General features: G+C 40.2%; 26 protein-coding genes and 2 other annotated features. Of the genes, 5 read left to right on the top strand and 21 right to left on the bottom strand.

Annotation, left to right across the window (positions count from 1 at the left end; genetic code table 11):
• Positions 1–13: 13 nt before the first annotated feature.
• From FC87_RS03695 to FC87_RS03655, 9 genes are all read right to left on the bottom strand, one after another.
• Positions 14–802, bottom strand: a complete 789-nt coding sequence (locus tag FC87_RS03695) for a phosphatidate cytidylyltransferase (protein WP_035421379.1) — start codon at positions 800–802, stop codon at positions 14–16.
• A 13-nt stretch (positions 803–815) separates the two neighbouring features.
• The gene (locus tag FC87_RS03690) at positions 816–1553 is read right to left on the bottom strand and encodes an isoprenyl transferase (RefSeq protein WP_035421380.1); all 738 of its coding nucleotides are present in this window, start codon (positions 1551–1553) and stop codon (positions 816–818) included.
• Between the two features lie 47 nt (positions 1554–1600).
• Complete coding sequence (locus FC87_RS03685) at positions 1601–2005, bottom strand: hypothetical protein (RefSeq protein WP_035421383.1); 405 nt, start codon at positions 2003–2005, stop codon at positions 1601–1603.
• 15 nt (positions 2006–2020) lie between these two features.
• Positions 2021–2584 (bottom strand): ribosome recycling factor, encoded by a 564-nt coding sequence (gene frr / locus FC87_RS03680; protein ID WP_009167250.1) that lies wholly within the window; start codon positions 2582–2584, stop codon positions 2021–2023.
• Between the two features lie 3 nt (positions 2585–2587).
• On the bottom strand, positions 2588–3310 hold the full coding sequence (pyrH, locus tag FC87_RS03675; protein WP_009167251.1) for a UMP kinase: 723 nt from the start codon (positions 3308–3310) through the stop codon (positions 2588–2590).
• 117 nt (positions 3311–3427) lie between these two features.
• On the bottom strand, positions 3428–4282 hold the full coding sequence (tsf, locus tag FC87_RS03670; protein WP_009167252.1) for a translation elongation factor Ts: 855 nt from the start codon (positions 4280–4282) through the stop codon (positions 3428–3430).
• Positions 4283–4375: 93 nt separating this feature from the next.
• Positions 4376–5122, bottom strand: a complete 747-nt coding sequence (gene rpsB, locus FC87_RS03665) for a 30S ribosomal protein S2 (protein ID WP_009167253.1) — start codon at positions 5120–5122, stop codon at positions 4376–4378.
• 166 nt (positions 5123–5288) lie between these two features.
• Complete coding sequence (locus tag FC87_RS03660) at positions 5289–5555, bottom strand: GIY-YIG nuclease family protein (RefSeq protein WP_035421385.1); 267 nt, start codon at positions 5553–5555, stop codon at positions 5289–5291.
• Entirely contained in the window at positions 5545–6294 is a 750-nt protein-coding gene (locus tag FC87_RS03655; RefSeq protein WP_009167255.1) for a tRNA1(Val) (adenine(37)-N6)-methyltransferase, read from the bottom strand. The genes FC87_RS03660 and FC87_RS03655 overlap by 11 nt, the downstream gene beginning before the upstream one ends.
• A 78-nt stretch (positions 6295–6372) precedes the next feature.
• Here FC87_RS03655 and FC87_RS03650 point away from each other — a divergent pair, with 78 nt between their 5' ends.
• Positions 6373–7002, top strand: coding sequence for a lysophospholipid acyltransferase family protein (locus FC87_RS03650; RefSeq protein WP_035421388.1), 630 nt, complete (start codon positions 6373–6375; stop codon positions 7000–7002).
• Positions 7003–7050: 48 nt separating this feature from the next.
• On the opposite strand, the gene FC87_RS03645 is transcribed toward FC87_RS03650, so the two are convergent.
• Complete coding sequence (locus tag FC87_RS03645) at positions 7051–7272, bottom strand: YneF family protein (protein ID WP_009167257.1); 222 nt, start codon at positions 7270–7272, stop codon at positions 7051–7053.
• A gap of 17 nt (positions 7273–7289) precedes the next feature.
• The gene (locus FC87_RS03640; protein WP_009167258.1) at positions 7290–7541 is read right to left on the bottom strand and encodes a DUF896 domain-containing protein; all 252 of its coding nucleotides are present in this window, start codon (positions 7539–7541) and stop codon (positions 7290–7292) included.
• 138 nt (positions 7542–7679) lie between these two features.
• Between FC87_RS03640 and lexA the strand changes: the two genes are divergently transcribed.
• A complete protein-coding gene (gene lexA, locus FC87_RS03635) occupies positions 7680–8309 on the top strand; it encodes a transcriptional repressor LexA (protein ID WP_035421392.1) in 630 nt (209 codons plus the stop codon).
• A 4-nt stretch (positions 8310–8313) separates the two neighbouring features.
• On the opposite strand, the gene FC87_RS03630 is transcribed toward lexA, so the two are convergent.
• The 4 genes from FC87_RS03630 to FC87_RS03615 are packed head-to-tail and all read right to left on the bottom strand — an operon-like array spanning position 8314 to position 10390.
• Positions 8314–8814 carry a phosphatidylglycerophosphatase A family protein gene (locus FC87_RS03630; protein ID WP_009167260.1) on the bottom strand — a complete coding sequence of 167 codons (501 nt, stop codon included), beginning with the start codon at positions 8812–8814 and terminating at the stop codon, positions 8314–8316.
• A gap of 9 nt (positions 8815–8823) precedes the next feature.
• The gene (locus tag FC87_RS03625) at positions 8824–9450 is read right to left on the bottom strand and encodes a hypothetical protein (RefSeq protein WP_035421393.1); all 627 of its coding nucleotides are present in this window, start codon (positions 9448–9450) and stop codon (positions 8824–8826) included.
• Between the two features lie 6 nt (positions 9451–9456).
• Positions 9457–10155, bottom strand: coding sequence for a CPBP family intramembrane glutamic endopeptidase (locus FC87_RS03620; RefSeq protein ID WP_035421395.1), 699 nt, complete (start codon positions 10153–10155; stop codon positions 9457–9459).
• Positions 10145–10390 carry a hypothetical protein gene (locus tag FC87_RS03615; protein ID WP_035421397.1) on the bottom strand — a complete coding sequence of 82 codons (246 nt, stop codon included), beginning with the start codon at positions 10388–10390 and terminating at the stop codon, positions 10145–10147. The genes FC87_RS03620 and FC87_RS03615 overlap by 11 nt, the downstream gene beginning before the upstream one ends.
• A gap of 105 nt (positions 10391–10495) precedes the next feature.
• Here FC87_RS03615 and FC87_RS03610 point away from each other — a divergent pair, with 105 nt between their 5' ends.
• Positions 10496–11125 carry a deoxynucleoside kinase gene (locus FC87_RS03610; protein WP_009167264.1) on the top strand — a complete coding sequence of 210 codons (630 nt, stop codon included), beginning with the start codon at positions 10496–10498 and terminating at the stop codon, positions 11123–11125.
• Between the two features lie 126 nt (positions 11126–11251).
• Here FC87_RS03610 and FC87_RS03605 read toward each other — a convergent pair whose 3' ends face one another.
• The 3 genes from FC87_RS03605 to pepV form a co-directional block, all read right to left on the bottom strand.
• On the bottom strand, positions 11252–12415 hold the full coding sequence (locus FC87_RS03605; RefSeq protein WP_035421400.1) for an ArgE/DapE family deacylase: 1164 nt from the start codon (positions 12413–12415) through the stop codon (positions 11252–11254).
• A gap of 6 nt (positions 12416–12421) precedes the next feature.
• Entirely contained in the window at positions 12422–13264 is an 843-nt protein-coding gene (locus tag FC87_RS03600) for a MetQ/NlpA family ABC transporter substrate-binding protein (RefSeq protein ID WP_156656532.1), read from the bottom strand.
• 42 nt (positions 13265–13306) lie between these two features.
• Positions 13307–13512, bottom strand: a binding site (T-box leader).
• Positions 13513–13561: 49 nt separating this feature from the next.
• On the bottom strand, positions 13562–14962 hold the full coding sequence (gene pepV, locus FC87_RS03595) for a dipeptidase PepV (RefSeq protein ID WP_035421425.1): 1401 nt from the start codon (positions 14960–14962) through the stop codon (positions 13562–13564).
• A gap of 65 nt (positions 14963–15027) precedes the next feature.
• Between pepV and FC87_RS03590 the strand changes: the two genes are divergently transcribed.
• On the top strand, positions 15028–15870 hold the full coding sequence (locus tag FC87_RS03590) for an NAD(P)H-hydrate dehydratase (RefSeq protein WP_009167268.1): 843 nt from the start codon (positions 15028–15030) through the stop codon (positions 15868–15870).
• Positions 15871–15928: 58 nt separating this feature from the next.
• Here FC87_RS03590 and FC87_RS03585 read toward each other — a convergent pair whose 3' ends face one another.
• Positions 15929–17635: a putative polysaccharide biosynthesis protein gene (locus FC87_RS03585; RefSeq protein WP_009167269.1), complete on the bottom strand. Its 1707-nt coding sequence runs from the start codon at positions 17633–17635 to the stop codon at positions 15929–15931.
• A gap of 17 nt (positions 17636–17652) precedes the next feature.
• On the bottom strand, positions 17653–20076 hold the full coding sequence (leuS, locus tag FC87_RS03580) for a leucine--tRNA ligase (protein ID WP_056961663.1): 2424 nt from the start codon (positions 20074–20076) through the stop codon (positions 17653–17655).
• Between the two features lie 50 nt (positions 20077–20126).
• Positions 20127–20326: a binding site (T-box leader), on the bottom strand.
• Between the two features lie 88 nt (positions 20327–20414).
• Here leuS and mnmM point away from each other — a divergent pair.
• On the top strand, positions 20415–20975 hold the full coding sequence (gene mnmM, locus FC87_RS03575) for a tRNA 5-(aminomethyl)-2-thiouridylate-methyltransferase MnmM (RefSeq protein WP_056961661.1): 561 nt from the start codon (positions 20415–20417) through the stop codon (positions 20973–20975).
• Here the strand turns inward: mnmM and FC87_RS03570 are convergent.
• The gene (locus FC87_RS03570) at positions 20972–22429 is read right to left on the bottom strand and encodes an MDR family MFS transporter (RefSeq protein WP_056961659.1); all 1458 of its coding nucleotides are present in this window, start codon (positions 22427–22429) and stop codon (positions 20972–20974) included. The genes mnmM and FC87_RS03570 overlap by 4 nt on opposite strands.
• Between the last annotated feature and the right edge of the window lie 17 nt (positions 22430–22446).

Here is a 22446-nt window from a genome sequence, read left to right as displayed (position 1 = left end):
ACATACCTTTCAACTAGATAATTCCAAATAAATGTAGCAGTGGTAATACAAATAACAGACTATCAAAACGATCTAAAATCCCACCATGACCTGGTAAGATTTTGCCGGAATCTTTAACTCCATAGTAACGTTTAAGCGCTGATTCAACCAAATCACCCAGTTGACCACCAATAGATAATAAAATGGTAGTCGCAATCATAGGAAGTAGTGTTAAATTTCCAATTGGAAAAACTATGGTAAAAATACTAACAATCAGCGTAGCCAAAATTGTTCCACCGATGGAACCTTCCCAAGTTTTATTAGGAGAGATATGCTTAGCTAATTTATGCTTACCAAAGTACTTTCCAACCATGTAAGCTCCTGTGTCCGTACACCAAACAATTAGCAAAGCATACAAAAGGGTTGTCAGTCCCTCCTGGCGAGCCGTAATGAAATAATTAAAACCCATTCCAATGTATAGCATTGCTAACGTATATACCCCGGCATCATCAAAGTTAAACTTATTTTTGGAAAAAACCGTTGTTAGTAATAATAACATCACTACTACATAAAATGAAAAGGAGGGTGACCATGCGGCGGGGAGAAACCCTAAAAAAGCCTTGGGAATAATAATCGCAGTCACTCCAACAAACGTAATTAACGCCTCTGGAGAAATTAGTAGTTTCTTCTTCATGATGAAAATCTCTGCCATTGCTAGCAAGCCCAATCCGACTGCCGCACTGCTAACCCACACTCCGCCTAAAATAATGATGGGAATAAAAATTAATAAAGCGATTACTGCCGTTATAGTCCGTTGCTTCATGATTGGTCTTCTCCTATTTGTTTTTTACGCCACCAAAGCGCCGATGTCGGTTTTGAAACTCTAGTAAGCAATCCATAAAATCTGCCGAGGTGAAATCCGGCCAAAGCGTATTCGTGAATACGAGTTCACTATAAGCAGCTTGCCATAACAAAAAATTAGACAAGCGTTGCTCACCACTTGTTCGAATAATTACATCTGGATCAGCAGCTTCACCAAATTGAGCTGTTTCTAATTGGGAAGCAATGGTTGCTGCTGTAATCTGATCGGGACGTAACTTTCCTTGCTGAACAAAACTACCTAACCTCTGCATTACTTCAACTAATTCATCACGACTGCCGTAATTAATCGCAAAGTTTAAAATCATCCCGGTGTTTTCACTCGTATCTTCCTTAGCAGCTGTTACTGCTGCTTGAGTTGCTGGTGGTAGCGCTGATTCATCACCGATTGTTGTTACCTTGATGTTGTTTTTAATCAATTTAGGAACAAAATTTTTAAAAAAAATCGTTGGCAAACTCATAATGTACTTTATTTCTTTCGCTGGTCTTTTCCAATTTTCCGTTGAAAAAGCATAGACAGTTAGAACTTTGATTCCCAAATCACTAGCAGTTGTTGTAATTTCTTCAATGACGTTCATTCCCCGTTTATGTCCAGCAATTCTTGGCAAATGACGTTGCTGTGCCCAGCGACCATTTCCGTCCATAATAATTGCAACGTGAGCTGGAAGTCGGTGTTCATCTAATTCATGATCCATGATTTACTCCATCATTAGCATAAATAAAGGATGAGAAATCTCACCCTTTAACCAATTAATTTCCATTCGCCATAATTTGCATCCGCTAATGTTTGAAAATACCGTAGCAACTGATTAGCTATTGCTGGGTTGTTCTCACTAATCAGATTTAAGCCTTGTCCCGTTGGTAGTGCTGCTGACAGATTAGTCACCTGATTTTGATCATCCATAGTCGCCCGCGAGAAGGCCATTACCCAATCACCAGGAACAGTTTTAGTAACCAAAAAAAAGATCTGCAATTGATGGGTCAGGCAAGCTGGCATTGTATACACTTGCGGCTCCAATCGGACTAGCCGCTGACTAGAAAAATCAAACACTGCAATATTATCTGCAGTTGGTGTTTTCTTTAACCGAAAAACCATCCTATCGAAAGCAGGCGTTCCAGGCAAAATTTCTTGCGGTTGTTCGTTCATAGTTTCAATCCCAAGCTAATCAGTCATGATTGACTGTTGCTTATCTTTTACAATCTCATCAACTTTTTTAATGGCATCATTCGTTGCCGTTTGAATCTGGTTTTCTAAATCATGAGCCTCATCATCGTTAAGTTCATCACTTTTATTTTGTCTTTTAACTAAATCCATACTATCACGTCGAATGTTACGAATTGCTACTTTGGTCTGTTCTCCAACTGCCTTAGCTTTTTTAGCGATTTCTTGACGCCGTTCCTCAGTTAACTGGGGAATCTCAATTCGAATGTTGTCACCATCATTCATCGGATTTAATCCCAAGTCAGCTTCCAAAATCCCACGTTCAATGTCTCCTAATGAATTCTTATCATAAGGTGTCACCATGATGATCCGTGCTTCCGGAATTGAAATCGATGCGACTTGATTTAGTGGCGTACTAGCACCGTAATAATCAACGCGAACCGGTTTTAATACGTTGGCATTAGCTCGTCCCGTTCGCATCTGACTTAAATCGGTTGCTAATACTGAATTACTCTTTTTCATTTTATCTTGTGCATCTTTAACTAACTGTTGCTGTCCTGCCATAAATTATTTCCCCTCCACAATTGTTCCAATATTTTGACCATGAACAACTCGTTTAATATTCCCCGGCTCGTTTAAATTGAAAACTACCAATGGAATGTTATTGTCCATCGATAGGGAACTTGCCGTTGAATCCATTACCTGCAAGCCTTTATTCAAAATATCAAGTTGAGTTAATTTATCATACTTAATAGCCGAAGCATCGGTTTTGGGATCAGCCGAATAGATGCCATCAACTCCATTTTTTGCCATCAGAATTGCATCGGCGTCGATTTCAGCCGCCCGCAAAACTGCGGTTGTATCTGTTGAAAAATAAGGGTTTCCAGTTCCACCAGAAAAAATAACAATTCGTCCCTTTTCAAGATGACGAATTGCTTTTCGCCGAATGTATGGTTCTGCAATCTGTCGCATTTCAATTGAAGTCTGTAATCTTGTTGGAACTCCCTCAGATTCGAGGTTATCTTGTAATGCCAAACCGTTCATAATTGTTGATAGCATCCCAATATAATCAGCTTGGGAACGCTCCATGCCCATTTCAGCACCAGCTTCGCCACGCCACATGTTGCCACCACCAACGACAATTGCAATCTGAATTCCTTGGTTATAAACATCGTGAATCTCTTTAGCAATTTTTTTAATTACCGGAGGATTAATCCCAAATCCCTTTTCTCCAGCCAGCGCTTCCCCGCTTAGCTTTAAAATGATTCGTTTATATTTTAACTCAGACATTAAAATTTTCCCCCTGAAATATTCCATGATGGTTTAATTTTAGCATAAATATTTTTAGAACAACAGCATGCATTCTAGCCACAAAAAAAGAGTCGGCGAACCCGCCAACTCTCATAATTATTCGTCTTCAGCTTCTGAAGCCGATTCAATTCCTTCACCAACCTGGTAACGAACAAAGCCGGCTAATTTACCACCATTTGCTTTCACATATTCGCCAACGGTTTGATCAGGATCTTTTACAAATGGTTGGTCTGCCAGGCAAATCCCTGCCAAAAACTTGTTCAAACGACCAACAACCATTTTTTCAACAATGTTAGCAGGTTTCCCTTCTGACAGAGCCTCTTTTTTCAAAACTTCGGTTTCGTGCTCAAGGCGTTCTTTGGAGATGTCATCTTTCGTTAAAAATTCTGGGTTTTCCGCAGCCACATGCATTGCTACATCCTTAGCAATCGTAGAATTAGCTCCGTCTAATTTAACCAACACACCAATTTGTCCACCATTGTGGAGGTAAGCTCCAAAACTTTGATCGCTAGTCTTTGTCATTGTTTCAAACCGACGTAAAGTGATCTTTTCATTTGTAATTTGACTAGTGTGAATAATTTCATCTTGAACTTTCCCATCTTCAAGGTGAAGCTCATTAGCAGCCTCTAAATTAGCCGGTTGCTCTAACGCAATTTGATCAGTAATTGCATCAATTAAATCTTTAAAATCATCGTTTGCAGCCACAAAATCCGTCTCGGAGTTTACTTCTACAATTGCAGCGCGGTCATCGTGGATAGCAACCCGAGTTAATCCGTCAGCAGCAGTGTTCCCACTCTTTTTTTGTGCTTTGGCAACTCCCTTTTCACGTAAGATATCAATTGCTTTTTGTTGATCACCATCTGCCTCCACCAGTGCTTTTTTAGCATCCATCATGCCGGCACTAGTTTTGTCACGTAATTCTTTAACTTGTTTTGCTGTAATATTTGCCATAACTAACTCTCCTTTATATATATATATATATATCGATTAAAAAAGCCAACTTGCTAGGCCGCATTGGTCTCAGCAAAGTCAGCCATTAACTGCTTATTTATCTTCAGATTCACTAGTTGAATCAGCTTTTTCAAAGCTTTCTTCACTAACTTCATCTTCACCCTGACGACCTTCGATAATCGCATCTGCCATCGTAGCAGTAATCAGTCGAATAGCTCGAATCGCATCGTCATTAGAAGGAATCACATAATCAATTCCATCAGGATCAGTGTTAGTATCAACCATTGCAATCACAGGGATATTTAATTTTTGCGCTTCTTTCAAAGCAATCTGTTCCTTGTGTGGATCAGCAATAAACATCACATCAGGAAGCTTAGGCATATCTTCGATACCACCAAGAAAGCGTTCCAATTTTTCTGTTTGTTTTGCTAATAAGGAAGCTTCTTTTTTGGGCAACCGATCAAAGGTTCCATCAGTGGCCATCTTCTTTAACTGCTTTAAATACTTAATTCGTTTTTGGATCGTATCCCAGTTAGTTAAAGTTCCACCTAACCATCGATGATTAACATAGAAAGAACCAGCTCGCTTAGCTTCCTCTTCAATCGAGTCCTGTGCCTGCTTCTTAGTTCCAACAAACAATACAACGGCATCATCTGCAGCTTCTTTTTTCAAGAAATCATAGGCGACTCCAAGCAACTTAACCGTCTTTTGTAAATCAATGATGTAAATCCCGTTTCGTTCGGTAAAAATATATTTCGCCATCTTAGGATTCCAACGACGAGTTTGGTGTCCAAAATGAACCCCTGCTTCCAACAACTGTTTCATTGATACTACAGCCATAATAAAACCTCCAAAATATAGTTAGACCTCCCCAGACTTATATTCAAAACTCATTGAGCACTATTGAATAAAACCGTCTGAGTGCGTATTAGTAAATTAATACCGATACCAATTATACAAACACTTGATTAAAAATACAAGTGGCAAGTTCAGTAACTGCTTTAAACTACCAATGAATTTGGTGATCCCGCAAAAACTTTTCCTTACTGCGTCTACTCTGATGCTTAAACTGATATTCTGCTTGTAAAGCTTCATGCTTAGTTGCAAATTGACAGCTATACAATAGACTAACCGGTTGTCGGCTCTTGGTATATTTAGCACCACAGCACTGCTGATGCTGATGCAAGCGTCGCAAAACATCGGTGGTAAATCCGCCATAAAATGAGCCATCACCACAAAGTAATACATACATAAAATATTTCTTATTTGGCATACAACAACCGCTGCAAGTATGGACTATACTTGTCTCCTTCATAGGTTACAATTGGGGATTTAATTTTCAACCCGCCAGGTCTGCCGTCTTTTTTTGCTGAGATTAATACTAAATTGGCCGCTTGCCCCATACGAGGATAGATCAATTGCATTTGTTTTGGAACCAAGCGCTCGTGGACTAAAGTTGCTAAAATTTCGGTTAGTCGCTCTGGCCGATGCACTAAAAAAAGCGTACCACCGGTTTTCAGTAACTTACTGCTCATCGCCACCACCGTGGCTAAATTGGTAGCAATCTCGTGTCGTGCTAGCGCCAAATGCTGGTTTGGATTTTTTAGGCTAGTGGCAGCTACTGGAAAATAAGGGGGATTTACCAATACATTATCAACGGATTCTTTAGTAAAAAATTGTAAACTATCGCTGAGATCTGCTTGACAAACCGTAATCTGTTCTTCTAAACGATTTAATGTGACACTTCTCCTAGCCATATCACAGAGCTCGGGCTGAATTTCGATTTCGGTAATTTTAGCATGTGTCTTTTGACTTACAAACAACCCCACTGCCCCATTTCCTGCACAGAGATCAACAATTTGAGCCTTTGAACTAGTGCGTACCTGGGCAAAATCAGCTAAAAGAACGGCATCAAGTGAAAACGAAAAAACAGCTGAACTTTGAATAATTTTTATTTTCTGACTGTATAATTGATCAATTCGTTCGCCAGGAAATAATTGAATGTGATCCATCAAAAAATCCTTTCAATTTCTAAACCCGTAAAGATGATATAATGCCAATTGTACCTCTCAAAAGAAAGGATGAGAAGCTTGTTTTACTCGATTATATTCTCACTCATTAAATTTATCATTTGGATTCTGAATGGAAAAACTAAAGTTACTAACAAAGACCGAATTCCCCAAGGAAACTATGTGTTAATTGCTCCCCACCGCACCTGGTTTGATATGCTGTTCTTCACCGTAAATCTTCTCCCCAAACAATTTTACTTTCTCGCTAAAAAAGAATTGTTTAAAAACCGTATTTTTGCTTGGTGTCTGAAAAAATGTCATGTTGAGCCCGTTGATCGTGATAATCCAGGGATTTCGGTGGTTAAAAAACCAATCAAAACTTTACGAAAAACTGATTTATCCGTAATGATGTTCCCCTCTGGCACCCGTCACTCCAGCAAACTTAAGGGCGGTGCTGCATTCATCGCCCAGGCTGCTGGAGTGCCTATGATTCCAGTCGTTTATCAGGGGCCTCTGACCTTGAAAGCAGCTTTTTGCAGAAATAAGGCTTTCATTAACTTTGGTAACCCCATTTATATTGAAAAGGGGCTGAAACTAAACGAAGCGGCTCAGCAAAAGATTGAAACCCAAATGACCGCTGCTTTTAAAGAATTAGACAATGAAATCAATCCAAATTACGTGTATAAGGATGTTAGTAAAATGCCCCATTAAAAAACAACCAGCTCAATTAACTAGATAATTGAGTTGGTTGTTTTTTTGTTATGCCTTCGCGTTACGCTTCATGGCAATCATCATTTGATTTAGTTTTTTCTTGGAGGGCTTTTGTCCCATCTGTAACATCATTGCTCGCAACTGTTCTTCGTTGATTGGCGGATTATCCTTTAAATACTTTTCCATGTACTTGCGGGCTGCAAAGAAGCCAACAGCCGCTCCAGCAACGGCTGCCAAAATAATTAATAAAATCCAAATGAAAGTCGACATTATCGAGTTCCCCTTCCCTAGTTGTCACGTAAATCTTTATTTCTTTGAACTTCCTTTACTTTTTCCGAAGTGATTTCATTTCCATTTTTATCAAAAACACGAGTAAGCTCAACCTGATTTCTAAAGTTGGACTTGAATCGTTCTAAATACTGACGGCGCAATTTTTCTTGCTCTGCTGTTTCTGCAGTGGTTAAACCTTCGGATTTTGCTTTATGAGCTAACTCATTAATTCTTGGGATGATTTTTTTTAGTTCTTCGTCCTCAGCCATCACGACACTCCCCTTTTAAAATATATTCCTATCATAGCATGAAAGATCCCAAAAAGACAATGCTCAAGCACGAACAAACGTTTGCAATCATGGTCAATTATGCTACTATTAACATACCAAAAAACATTGAGGTGTCACATGTCATCTAATTCAAAACAAATTCAAATTTTACAATTTATCTATGACGAGGTAAAAAAACAGGGTTATCCACCAACCGTTCGCGAAATTGGAGCCGGCGTCGGCTTATCTTCTGCCTCAACAGTGCACGGTCATTTGGCTCGTTTGCAAAAAAAAGGGCTTTTAACTAAAAATCCCACCAAACCTCGAGCAATTGAAATTACTCCGAGCGGGATTGATGTTTTAGGAGTCGAACAACCGACTACAGCTACAAAAATTCCGTTACTTGGAACCGTTGCAGCCGGAAACCCGATTTTGGCCGTTCAAGAGGCGACTGACTACTTTCCCATCCCCGACAGCTTAAAACACCTGCATCAAGATCTCTTTATGCTTACCATCAGCGGCGAAAGCATGATCAATGTTGGCATCCTAGACGGCGACCAAGTCATTGTAGAGCGAACTCCCAATGCAGAAAATGGTGAGATTGTAATTGCTATGAATGATGAAGGTGAAGCTACGTGTAAGCGGTTTTATAAAGAAAGCGACCATTTTCGACTCCAACCAGAAAATGACAGCATGACACCCATCATCCTAACTGAATGTACCATCCTTGGAAAAGTGGTCGGTCTATACCGTGATCAGATTGATTAAGCAACTATGAATTTTCGTGAGCGATTTTAGCCGAGGCGGCTCCAGCCACCGAACCAACCAAATCATCAATAAAAGTAGTTACTCGATCTTGCGCTTGATCAAGCTTTTTTACGATTCCCTGCTTATTTGTATCTAGACCACAATAATTTGTAATTCCGATGGTGCCATAAATGTTTGCTATGCCGAGCGCAAGGGTTTCATCGACTCCGAAAACACCCAAATCATGTTCAACAATACTCTGTAATGGCTCTTCTAATTTATGTTGCGTTGCTAAGCGGTCAATTTCTAAACCCACCATCGCATTATTTAAAACTTCACGTTTGTGCAAAACATCGATTACGATCTTATCGACATACTCCATGCTTGGAATTTTTATATAGGATTTTTGTAAATTATAGGTCACTTGGGCAATATCCCGAACAGTGACCCCGTTGTCATTTAAAGTTTTTATCACAAAATTATACGCTTGGGTATCCGGATATTTATAGTCTCGCTTATCAACCATGGTCTTCTCCTATCTGACATCTGTTTTTGGGGTAACGGTTACATCATACGGGTTCGGGTTTTGATTATTAGTGATTAGAATATGCAATGATGCATGGCGTTCTAACAAATCTTCAATCACACTAGTGACAAAATCAGCTCCCTGAAAGTCTTCACGAAAATCATCAATCGTTGAAAAATAATCGATTTTTATGATTGTATCACAGCTACCACCGTCTGATTTAATCTCATCAATCCGAATAAGGCGGTTCTTTTTCATTTTCTGAATGATGGGTAGCACAAATGATTTGTAAAAAGAAACTGCATCAGCTAACTCCGCTTCAACCTGTTTTTGCTCTGATGTCAATGCAGCAAGGTTTGTTGCGGTTGGATCCGAAAACCACGTTACGTGTTTCAAGAGGTAGTTGCGATCATGATGTTCGAGTGCCATCTTAATTTCCTCGGCAACTTGATCATCGTTCCCCTGATGATATACCAGAGCTAGATCAGAAACCGTTGCTACATCATTGTCATTGAGTAACTGCGGGAGATTTTTCATATTTTGCAAATATTCTTGCTCTGTGATTTTTATTTCTAAAGCAACCTTTGCAAGTCGATTTTTTAAATTGTTATAGTAGTTAAATTCACTAATATCCATTCCAAATCATCCTTTCACTTTGTATAAGGAGATAATCATTAGGATCGTTGCCAACAGATTATTTAGAAAATGAACCATAATTGCTACTTCGATCTTTTCAGATTTAAAATATACATAAGCTAATAACATTCCCAAAAAAGCATAGATAAAAAAACTAATAATATTAGAACTTAAATGTCCGCTAGAAAAAATCAAGCCACTGGCAACTAATGAGAGCCACTTTGGAAATCTATCAAAAACACCGCGAATTAAATACCCCCGAAACACCAGTTCTTCTAAAACCGGAGACAAAAAAATCACGGAGAAACTCAATAACAAGAGAACTGTCGGATTTGATCGTAACAAATGAGAAATTGCTTGGTCATTTTTAGTTCCGACTTGATGAAAAACCAATTCATTTAAAATCTGCATCAAAACTTCAATTACATAAAATAAAATCCAAGTTTTTATCACTAACCCAACGTCTGTGATTGTTAGGCGGTGCGTGGACTGCTTCCAGACTGACTGATAAGCTTGCCAAGCTATCGCAATCGCAATCAAAAATCCGGCTATGTAAACAATTCCAGTGACAATTTGTATTGCCATACTAGTCGAATGGTTTGCTAGATAGATGACTGGCGAAGAAACAAATAAAACCATTGTAATTAAAACTACTAAAATCAGGGTTCTCATTATATACTGCCAGAGTAGTGATCTATTTTTCATCCTGTTCCCCCTGCTTTTTATTGGCTACGTCATCGGAGCGCTGCTTATCCAGCTTTTGAAAAATCAGCATCACTATCGGAGTTAAAACCATTCGAATTACTACTGCAATCATGACAAGTAGCATTAGTAACTTCCAGCTTTTACCAGAAAAAAATCCAATGACATTGTTACTAAGACCAAATAGCAAAAAACTATTAGATTTCTGTAATACTTGTGCAACCACTATCTTGATCAAAACTAATCACTCCTAGAATATCATATTAGTAAACTTTATTTCACAGCTATTTACCGCCAAAAATAGAGCATGCTATACTAAGATCATCAGTAAAAAGGAGCTATTATGGTGATAATTACAGCAGGAATGATCGGTGTCGGTAAAACTACACTAACTAGTCTAATCGCAAACCACTTAGGAACCAAACCTTTTTTTGAGCCCGTTGGTGATAATCCGGTGCTTCCATTGTACTATCAAAATCCACAACAATATGGATTTTTATTACAAATATATTTTTTAAACAAGCGTTTTGCTATGATAAAACAAGCGCTCAACGATGATAATAATGTCTTAGACCGTTCAATTTATGAAGATGCACTTTTTACTCGTGAAAATAATGCAGCTGGCAATATTTCTGACATTGAGTTAAGCGTTTATCTCAAACTGCTCGACAACATGATGTCAGAATTGAACGAGTTACCAAAAAAGCATCCCGACTTACTAGTTTATGCAGCAACAGATTTTCCTACTATTCTTGCCCGTATCAAAAAACGCGGGCGGGACTATGAACAGTTTGAGGGAAATCCCGAATTAGAAAAATATTATTACAAAATGTGGTTAGCTTACCAAACATGGTATCAAGAATATGATCTTGGTCCAAAAATGATGCTTAATCTACAAAAATATGATTTAAGTGATGCTAAAAATACCGAAATTGTCCTGAAAAAAATCGATCAAAAACTAGCGTCCATCTAATTAAAAATTCTCAGTTTGAAAACCCTAAAAGTCTATTAAAAACAGCCGTGCATCTCGTTATATCCCACGGCTGTTTTTAATTTTATCGTCAACACCTGACTTTAATCGTACAATAGATTAGCTAGATCAGTCCGCCGATGATTCGCGAAAATAGTCAGTGATTAACTGTTCGTAGATGGCAATCGTGGTTAGATAACTTGAAATGGTCGTGTGTTCATCAATTTGATGAGATGACTGATCTTTATCAGGCCCAAGCAGAATTACTGGCATTTTTGGATTAGTTTGTACAAATACGCTGGCATCACTCGCCCCATTATTAACAATTAATTTTGGTTTCCGATCTTGATAGTTCATTTGACTAATTTTCAAAGCTAGTTGCACAAAAGCATGGTTTGCTTCCGTTTCAATTGGATAAAAATCATGTAATAGTTCAAACTTCAATTTGTAGCTAGATTCTTGATTAATTCTATCTAGAGCTGCTTGAATCGTGCTAATCACTGCCTGATTATCAAAACTAGTAGTTGGTCGTACATTTCCTAAGAGGGTGGCTCGTGCTGGAATTGTATTAACCTGATTCCCTCCTTCGATTACAGTGACACTATGCTGAACTTCACCCAAAACTTCGTCGTGAGGAGCTTTGTCAAACAAGTGTGCCTCTACCGCTAAAAACTTAGCAAGTCCCGTAATCGCATTAATTCCAAGCTCTGGGGTTGAACTATGCGCTGGTTTCCCCTGACTAGTAATCCGATAGTTAATACTGCCGGAGTGCGCAAATGTAACATTCCCATCAGTTGCTTCCCCAACTATCAGCGCCGATAAATCTTTGATTTTTTCTGGCAAAAATTGATAGGCTCCTGGTGCTCCAAATTCTTCTCCTGCAGTGAGCAATAAGCGCACGATCCCTGCTGGTTCTTGCTGCTTTTCAACTAGTTCAATCAAAGCAATCACTTCAGCCGCCAACCCACTTTTCATGTCTGCCGCACCTCGTCCATACAGCTTGTCATCCAAAATGGTGGCGGAAAATGGTGGAAATTTCCAATCATCATCATTGGTAACTGCCACTGTATCAGCATGACCCGTCAGACCTAATACTCGGGGATCTTTGCCTTGCCCAATTTCTACCAATAAATTGGCTCGCTCCGGTTCATTAGCAAATGGGAGTAGCGTACTCTCAATGCCAAAATTACGTAACTCGGACGATAAGTAACGCAACACCGCTTTTTCATTACCGTTAACTGATTTTATTTTAATAATATTTTGCAGAATTTGAATTTTTTGTGCACGTTCCATCGCTAATTACTCCTTTAAATTTAATTTCCAAGCGGGAATTTGATTAGTTCCAGAAACCTGTTTGATCTTACGAGCGGTTGGCTCAGATTGGTATGCCTTTACTAATTTTTGAATTTTGGGGTTGTTACGATCAGCCTGGTTAGCCGCAATAAAATTAATCCATTGGTGCGCATTTTTTTGCAATGGTTCTGAAAAAATAGCTCGCTGCGGATTTAAGTTGGCAGTTTGGGCATAGTTGCCATTAACTACTGCCGCTGACACATCAGATAATGAACGAGCCGTCTGACTAGCATCAACTTCCTTAATTTTGAGCTGCTTGGGATTAGACTGAATTGATTGTAAAGTAGCGATTTTAACGTGTGGTTTCAGTGTTAGTAATCCCGCACTCTGCAATAAAAATAGTGCCCGCGATTCATTATTGGTATCATTAGGTATCGTAATTGTAGCTTTCGTTGGCAGATCATTAAGCCGCTTAGCTTGGTAAGAATATATTCGCATTGGTTCAATAATAGTATCGCCAACCGCTGTAATGTTGGTGTGGTGTTTTTGATTCCAAAGCTTTAAAAACGGATAGTTTTGAAATGCATTAACATCAATATTATGGCTGCTCAAGGCTGCATTCGGTTGACTGTAATCAGTAAAGGTCTGAAACTGGACATTTAATCCATACCTTTTTTTTGCTGTCGCAGCTACTGTATTCCAAATTTCTTGTTCAGATTGTGACCCTGCCATAATACCAACCCGAATGGTATTTTTTTGCTGAGAACGATTGTTTCCAAAGCTAAAGTAGCCCAAAACAAAAATCATCAGCAAAACTCCGCCCCAAATCCAATGTTTTTTTAGTCGCATCTTCATTCTCCTAAAAAGTTTAAAAAGAAAAAACACCCATCCATAAAGGACGAGTGCTCTCGCGTTACCACCTTAGTTCCCAGCATCACACTGGATCTCACCGGATTTAATATCGGCATCCATCCCGTTCCTACCATAACTAGTAAGAATAACTCCCAGCCCATCTTCTAAAACCGTTATCATTTCTTCGCACTAACCAGAAACTCTCTGAGATTAACCTGTTTTATACTCTGCTGTTCCGTTTATTTTTATTCGTTTGACAATGAATATAATCTGAACGCGATCATTTGTCAATGATTATTTATCAGTAACTGTTGCCAGTGCTTCAGCGTAAATTGACATTGCTAGCAATAAGTCCGACTGTGGCTGAAATTCATTTGCTTGATGCATCGTATCAGTTGTCGTTGGCAACAATGCCCCAAAAGCAACTCCATGTTCCATTAGACGTGCATAAGTTCCACCACCAACTACTTCTGGTTGATCATGGTAACGACCAGTCTGTTTTCGGTAAACTTCCATTAATGATTCAACCAACGGATCATCGATTGCTACAAAATGAGGTTGCATATTACTGATTTGTCGTACGGTTGCTGTAGCAGTTGCTGCCTGAAGCTGCTGTGCAATTCGATTTGGATCCACACCTTGCGGATAACGAAAGTTAGTGTTAATCAGACCGCCAGTATCATTTGTATATTGCATCTGACCAACGTTCATGGTTAGATCCCCCATGACTTCATCAGTGAAATTCAAGCCTAATTTTACCGCTCGAGAATCATCATGCAGCTTTTGGGCAATGAAAGTAACAAACTTCTGTCCGACCGGATCTAATGACTGCGAAGCCAAAAACGAGCTTAAATATGTTCCAGCATTCAAACCTTTTTTAGGCTCCATTCCGTGGGCTGCCTTTCCTACAATTGCTAACCGAATCAGATTAGATTCTGTTTCGCTACTTCCAGTGACCGGAACTGTTTGTAAGAAATCATTAAAAGCCTTCACCACTGTTTGCGGTTCATCACTAGTCAACACCGCAGTGGCATCCCGAGGAACCATATTTTCTTTCAACCCGGCTTGAAAAGATTTTAATTGGGGCACAACGCTATCTTGGGTTTGAGGGAATTTAATTTCAAAACTTGTGTTACCTTTTTCTCCATTTATCAATGGAAATTCAGCATCTGGAGAAAAACCACCGCAAGGAGCTGGTTGAGTTTCAAAATAACGTTTCATCCCAGTCCAGTTGGTTTCTTCGTCAGTTCCAATAACTAATCTAATTTTACGCATAGGGTGGATCCCATTAGCTTTTAAGATTCGCAAAGCATAGTAAGCGGCAAGGGCCGGACCCTTGTCATCTGAAGTACCTCGCCCAATCAGGTTATCACCACTAACTTCAAGTTTAAATGGATCAGTCGTCCAACCCTTTCCAGCGGGAACCGTATCTGCATGTCCCAACACCGCAAAATATTCAGAACCACTACCGTACTCAATATAACCAACGATGTTATCAATATTTTTAGTAACAAACCCATCTCGTTCCCCAAATGCTAAGAATTGTTGTAACGCATGGGCAGGACCCGGACCAAGCGGAAATTCATCCGTCTGATGTTCTACGTCACGAGAACTATCAATTGCTACTAATTTTTTTAAGTCAGCCAAATATTCAGGTTGCAGAGCGGCTGCAGCTGCTTTCCAATCCATTTTAATCATCCTTTTCTGTGTTAATTTCTTATGCAAGAGCTCGTGCTATACTAAACAAGAGGTGAACTATTATGCAAAAGATTACATCAGCAATCTTACCACAAACGATTCGGATTCGGCCGAATACTAGTTTTAAGGGAACCTATGGAAAAGCAGTATTGGTGGGCGGTAATCAGCAATTTGGCGGAGCTATCATCATGGCCACTCTGGGTGCCGTGTATGCCGGAACCGGATTAACTACCACCCTAACTGATCCCATCAATTTTGCAAGTGTGCATAATTGGGTGCCAGAAGCCATGACGGCTGATTATCAGCAACAACAATCGCAACTTATAAAGACGGCAAAAGTAGTGGCCATTGGTCCAGGACTAGGGGTCTCAGATCAAGCACTACATATCTTGAAAGCAATTTTAGCCATGATTACTGCTGATCAAATCCTCATCCTAGATGGATCAGCACTAACCTTAATCGCAAACCATCAGTTAGCACTGCCAACCGCTACAATCGTCCTGACACCACATCAAATCGAATGGGAACGACTTTCTGGTTTGCAGGTCTCCCAACAAACTACCACGAAAAATCGGATTGCCTTTCAACAAATTTTAGGGTCACAATCTGGCTATCTCGTTTTAAAGTCCCATCGAACTTGTGTCTATACCCCTACCGATTGCTATGAAAACACCGTTGGGACCCCAGCCCAGGCAACTGGAGGAATGGGAGATACTCTGGTTGGCATCATTACGGGTTTCCTTGCCCAGTTTACTGATGTCCAAAATGCCTTACTTAGCGCTGTCTATACCCACAGTGCCATTGCTGAACAACTGGCCACCACCCAATATGTTGTCCTGCCACATCAAATTTCAGCCGCATTACCTACCTTTATGAAACAGCACGAACAGAAACTATCACTTTAAAATCAAACTAAACAGGGCAGAGACCGTTGAACGATCTCTGCCCTGTTTTTTACTTAAATTAGCTTTTAATGTGCAGTCCATCACGGAGACGTTGCACTTTTTGACCCAATACTTCATCAGCAACATGTGTTTTTAAAGTTAGATAGATATACACCATGCCCCCCATGCAAGCAACAACCACTGTCACAAAAAAGCTTGCTAGCGAGCCAAACGGATTTCCTACCAAACCAATCAAGAAGTTCAGAGCATAAACACCCACTAAGGATACGACATACATCACCAAAGAAAATAATAAAATTTCAGCGGTTTTTTGAACAACTCGACCAGTTTCAATCCCGAACTGTCGACTTAACACTCGCAAGATTAAATAGTTAGCTAGCGAAAAACCCAAGATCGTTGATAGTAAGGTTCCAAAAGCTCCCATCCAGACTACCAATGGGTACTGCGTCAACAGTTTCACAACCGTTCCAATCACAAAAAATTTTACTGCCTTTTTGTTTTGGGAAACCCCCTGCATTAAGGCAGCCGCTACCACAAACAGCCCCACTGGAATCGCTTGCAGAGCAGAAAATGATAGAATATTGCTACTAAAATTCATATTAGAAGTACCATAGAAGGTTCTGTTTAGAGGACCCGCAACTGCAGCCATCCCCAGCGCCGCCGGGAGCATCACAAATTCAAATAAAATTAATGCATTTGAAAACTGATAACGAACTTCTTGACCATTTTTGCGGGTAAAGGCTGCCGATAACATCGGAACCATCGTAATTGCAATCGAAGACGCAAGCGAAATCACAATCATAGTCAGTTTATTGGCATTGCCCGCAAAGATTGCATAATTCACCTGCAAAGCTTGCATTGAGATCTTGGTGGTAGCTTGCATAATCGGGAAGAAGGTAAATTGATCAATCAAAGAAAAAATGGTTACACCTGCTCCTAAAATCACAAACGGAGCTGCTTGCATAATAATTTCGCGATACAATTGACGCGTTGGTACACTTAGTTTGTTGCTACTCTGCGCTATTAATTGCTGATAATAATCATGCCGTCGCCAATAATACCAACCGAGTACTAGCAAGCCAAAGATAGCACCAATAAAAGCAGCAAAGGTTGATTGTGCCACTGCGGTAACCCAACTGCCATTGAACACCCGTAAAATAACGAAAGCAGACAATAACATATAGATAACCCGAGCCAGCTGTTCCACAAACTGCGACAGAGCTGAGGGTGCCATGTCTTCATATCCTTGGAAAAATCCACGGGTCAAACTCATGGTTGGAATAATCAGAACTGCCCATGCTAGTGACCGAATTACAGGAATTACATTAGCATCTCCGTTAGTTAAAAATGGAGCTCCTAGCCATAGAATCAAAGCGCTAATAATCCCCATACCAACTGCTAACATGAGTCCACGCTGATACAGTTTAACTCCAATTTGATACTCATTTAAAGCATTGTAATGCGCAACTTGTTTTGCAATCGCAGATGGAATCCCTGCAATTGCAACAATCAATACAAAACTATAGATGTTATATCCTTGCGTATATAGTGAATTCGCAATTGGAAATAATGAAGCGCCAAAAATCAAGCGCCATGGAATGATATATAGCGCACCAAGAATCCTTGAAAGAATACTCCCAATTGTCATCCAGGCTGAACCCTTCAACATTTGAGCACGACCGTGTTCCGAAGCCGTCGCCTGTTTGGCAGCTAGAACTGCGTCTTCATCAAAATCATTATTCAAAATCAAACCCGCCTTCAACATTCTAAGCAATCAGATTATTAACTAGCTACAATATTAACAATTTTGCTAGGAACTACCACTATTTTATGAATCTTTTTCCCTGTGACCGCTGTTTTCACATGCTGATTAGCAAGTGCTAATTCTTGTAGTTCACTATTTTTTATGTTCGGCTCAACCTGTAGATGAGCCCGCACTTTGCCATTGACTTGAACTACAATTTCAATTTGATCAGCAACCGTTTGCTGTTCATCATAGCTAGGCCAGTCAGCATAGGCAATCGAATTCTTATTTCCTAGACGTTGCCAAAGTTCTTCACAGAGATGGGGCGTAATTGGTGACAGTAGTTTAACGAGTCCGGTCGCATATTCAGTTGGCAGTTTTTGTTCCTTATAAACCGCATTAACAAAAACCATTAATTGTGAAATAGCAGTATTAAACCGCATTTTTTCCAAATCATTAGTGACTTTCTGCACAGTCTGATGATAAATTTTAGTCAAATTGCCATCATTCTCAGTCGTTAAAAATTCGCTCATTTGATTATCATCATCAATAAAGAGGCGCCAAAAACGTTTGATCCAGCGATTTGCCCCGGCAAGCCCTTCGGTACTCCATGGTTTTGACTCCACGAGCGGACCCATGAACATTTCATATAGGCGCAACGTATCAGCTCCGTACTCCGCTACAATTTCATCAGGATTAACCACGTTTCCTTTTGATTTAGACATCTTTTCGTGATTTGTACCCAAAATCATCCCTTGATTAACTAGTTTTTGAAATGGCTCTTTGGTTGGGACAACCCCCAGATCATATAAAAACTTATGCCAGAAGCGAGCATACAAAAGATGGAGCACCGCATGTTCGGCACCGCCGACATACAAATCAACTGGTAGCCAGTACTTTAGCTTTGCTGGATCCGCAATCATTTGATCATTATGAGGATCAATATAACGTAGGTAATACCAAGAACTACCCGCCCATTGTGGCATGGTATTGGTATCACGAACCCCATGGCGTCCCTGTGAGTCGGTTACATTTACCCACTCAGTCAGATTTGCAAGGGGACTCTGTCCGGTTCCAGATGGTTTTAAATCATCCGTTTGTGGCAACCTTAGTGGTAGTTCCGTCTCTGGAACCAAGCTAGTCGTGCCATCATCCCAATGAATTACTGGAATAGGTTCACCCCAATAGCGTTGCCGTGAAAAAATCCAATCACGTAATTTGTAATTCACCTGAGATTTCCCAGCATGATGGTCCTGTAACCACTCCATCATCTTATCTAGACCCTTTTGGCGGTTCAATCCATTCAAAAAACCAGAATTAATGTGCTGACCGTCACCAGTATAAGCTTCCTTTTCAACATTTCCACCGTCAATCACTGGGATGATCGGTAGCGCAAACTTTTTAGCAAAATCATAGTCGCGCTGATCATGAGCTGGAACAGCCATAACCGCTCCCGTTCCATAAGATGATAGTACATAATCACTAATCCAAATGGGTAAATGCTTACCATTTACGGGATTGGTAGCATATGATCCAATAAAAACGCCAGTCTTGTCTTTATTAAGATCAGTTCGTTCTAAATCAGATTTTGAGGCAATTTGTTTTCTATAATCGGCTACGGCTGCTTGTTGTTCGGAACTAGTCAGGCGGTCAACTAGTTCATTTTCAGGTGCAAGAACTAAATAAGTTGCCCCAAACAACGTGTCCGCCCTAGTAGAAAAGACGTCGATGGTGTCTTGACAATCAACCACTGGAAAAGTGATCCGCGCTCCCGTTGAACGACCAATCCAATTTCGTTGCATCTGTTTAATACTTTCTGGCCAATCGAGATCTTCGAGGTCATCAAGTAAGCGATCCGCATACGCCGTGATTTTCAAAACCCATTGTTTCATCGGCTTACGATAGACCGGATAACCACCTCGCTCAGTTTTTCCATTAACGACCTCTTCATTGGCAACCACCGTTCCTCCCATCAAATCAGGAGCCCAGTTAACTTCAATTTCATCTTCATACGCCAAGCCCTTTTCATAGAGCTTTTCAAAAATCCACTGAGTCCACTTATAGTAACTTGCATCAGTCGTATTAACCTCTCGACTCCAATCATAAGAAAATCCGAGTGATTTAATTTGACGCTTAAAGTTAGCAATATTCTGTTGCGTAAAGCTTCCTGGGTTATGTTTAGTTTTTAGAGCATACTGCTCTGCTGGAAGGCCGAAAGCATCCCAACCCATGGGATGTAGAACATTCTTTCCCTGCATCCGTTTAAATCGTGCCATAATATCAGTTGCAGTATAACCCTCTGGATGACCCACATGTAAGCCCTGTCCAGATGGATAGGGAAACATGTCTAAGACATAATACTTCTCTTGCTCAGGTTTGGGACTATTTTCCGTTTGAAAAGTTTGATTTTGTTCCCAGTAATGCTGCCATTTTGCCTCGATTTTATTGTGATCATAAACCATCTTTATCCATCTCCTGTCTCGATAAAAAAAGCCCCATAGAACATTTCATTCTATAGGACGAAAAACCGCGGTACCACCTAAATTCCCCGCAAAACCGGGACCCTTGGTTTCCTTAACGCGGACAACGATTAACCTACTCGATTCGGCTAACTCTCAATGATAAGTTCCGCAGAGGGTAAGCTAGGTTCACACCATCCACCTAGTCGCTGACCAATACCTTCAACGTAATAATTCATCTCAACAATTTAAGTTAAACTATAATTAAATTAATGATAGCAAATCAATTGCCAAAAAACAAGTTTCAAACGTCTTTTTATCTAGTCTGAAAGGAACCTGCCATGTACTTAAAATCAGCACTGCAAACCAGTCATGATCTTTTAGCTAAAAGTGTCCATCCTGGTGATACCGTTGTCGATGCAACGGCTGGGAATGGGCATGATACCCTTTTTTTAGCTCAGTTAGTCGGTCATCATGGTCATGTCTATAGCTTTGATATTCAGAAAAAAGCCATCCAGGCTACTCGAGCATTGTTAGAAAATCATCACGTCGAAACACCAGTTAGCCTCATAAATACTGGACACGAGAATGCCGATCACTACGTTAAGGAACCGCTTGCCGCCGCAATTTTTAATCTTGGCTATTTACCAGGCGCCGACCATCAGCTGGCAACTACCGCTCAGACCACGGTAATTGCCATGCAAAAATTGCTAGCAAACTTACGCCGCCATGGTGTCTTGCTCCTAGTGGTTTACGTCGGTCATCACGGAAGCCAACAAGAACAACAAGCCGTTTTAAATTTTGTAACCCACCTTCCCCAAACCGACTTTCACGTAATGCAGTATCAATTTATTAATCAAATTAACCACCCACCAATGTTGATTGCGATCGAAAAGCGCTAGTTAATCTGCTTACGATCAAAAAAATTAACGATTACTGCAGCTATTACCAACAACAACGCTACTAAAAAAACATTGTGTAAAGCGCCATATAAAATCTGACGTAACGTCGGCAAAACACTTGCTGGTAACGTAGTTGCGGTACGTGGATTAATCAATTGATCCATCAACTTAAGGCTCGCTTGGGGATGCTGCTTAATTCCGTTGGCCATTCCTTGATTTAAAACGATCCCAAAAACTGAGATCATCAACGTCTGCCCCAAAGTTCGGCTCAAAGTATTAAACGAAGAAGCCACCCCAATTCGTTCATTGCTAACCTCATTTTGAGAAGTTACAGATGAGGTCGTGATGCACAGACCAAAGCCAATCCCCATAATCGTTGACAGAACCCAAAAGATTACAAGCGGGGTTGTAATTGGTAGCAATGCTAATGAAACTGCTCCAAAGCCAATAAAAATTAAACTAAGCCCGGTTACCAACTGTGGTCGCCACTTTAATAGTAATTTCCCTGACCAAAATGATCCTACCATCCAAAGAATCGATGTTGGAGTGACTGCAAATCCAGCAAATGTGGCCTTCAATCCCATAATTCCCTGTGTCCAATCAGACAAATATACTTCGTAGCCAAAGATAAACCCACTAATCAAAGCAGCAATACAATTTTGGATTACGAAAGTGCGATTATGAAATAAATCAATGGGAATAATTGGATCACTAGCGTGTCGCTCCTGCAAGTAAAAAGCGAGCCCACTCAAAATTGTCACACATAAAAAGCTACCTAACACTAGATAATTTATAGGTTGGCTGCTTAGTTGCTGAAAACCCACCATTAGTGCTAATAAAAAGATGCCCAGCCATATAATTCCCGCCACGTCGAGCGGCTGCGTCTTTTTATGGGGCTGCTCATAGAAAAAACAAGCAAGCAAAACAATTGTCAACAAGCCAATTGGAACATTAATGAAGAAAATCCAGTGCCATGATAAACTGTCAACGATGAATCCCCCTAAGAGCGGCCCGATGATTGAAGCAATTCCCCATGCTGATCCGAGGATTCCAATCACTTGGGCTCGTTTCTCAAATGGATACATATCAGCCACGATAGTAAAGGAAACCGGCATGATCACTCCCGCCCCGATTCCTTGAAGAGCCCGCCAAAAAATCAGCGTTTCCATACTATTAGATAGACCAGAAAAAAGCGAGCCAATGATAAACACAACAACTCCGGCAAGAAAAATCTTTTTTCGCCCTAACTGATCAGCTAATTTACCATAAATTGGCGTGGTAATTGCATTGGTCAATAGAAAAATGGAAAAAACCCAATTCATCAGGGAGACTCCATGCAGATCACCAACAATGGTTGGCATCGCTGTTGAAACAATCGTCCCCTCGACTGCTGTCATAAAGGTTGCAATAAATAAAGCAATCGTAGTAATTTTGATGTTTGTTCGCGCTTGCATTAAAATTTCCCTTCAAA

Source organism: Fructilactobacillus florum DSM 22689 = JCM 16035, assembly GCF_001436645.1.
Taxonomy (GTDB): domain Bacteria; phylum Bacillota; class Bacilli; order Lactobacillales; family Lactobacillaceae; genus Fructilactobacillus; species Fructilactobacillus florum.
Note: the sequence above shows the minus strand (reverse complement) of the source record. Positions and strands in the feature narration are given on the sequence as shown.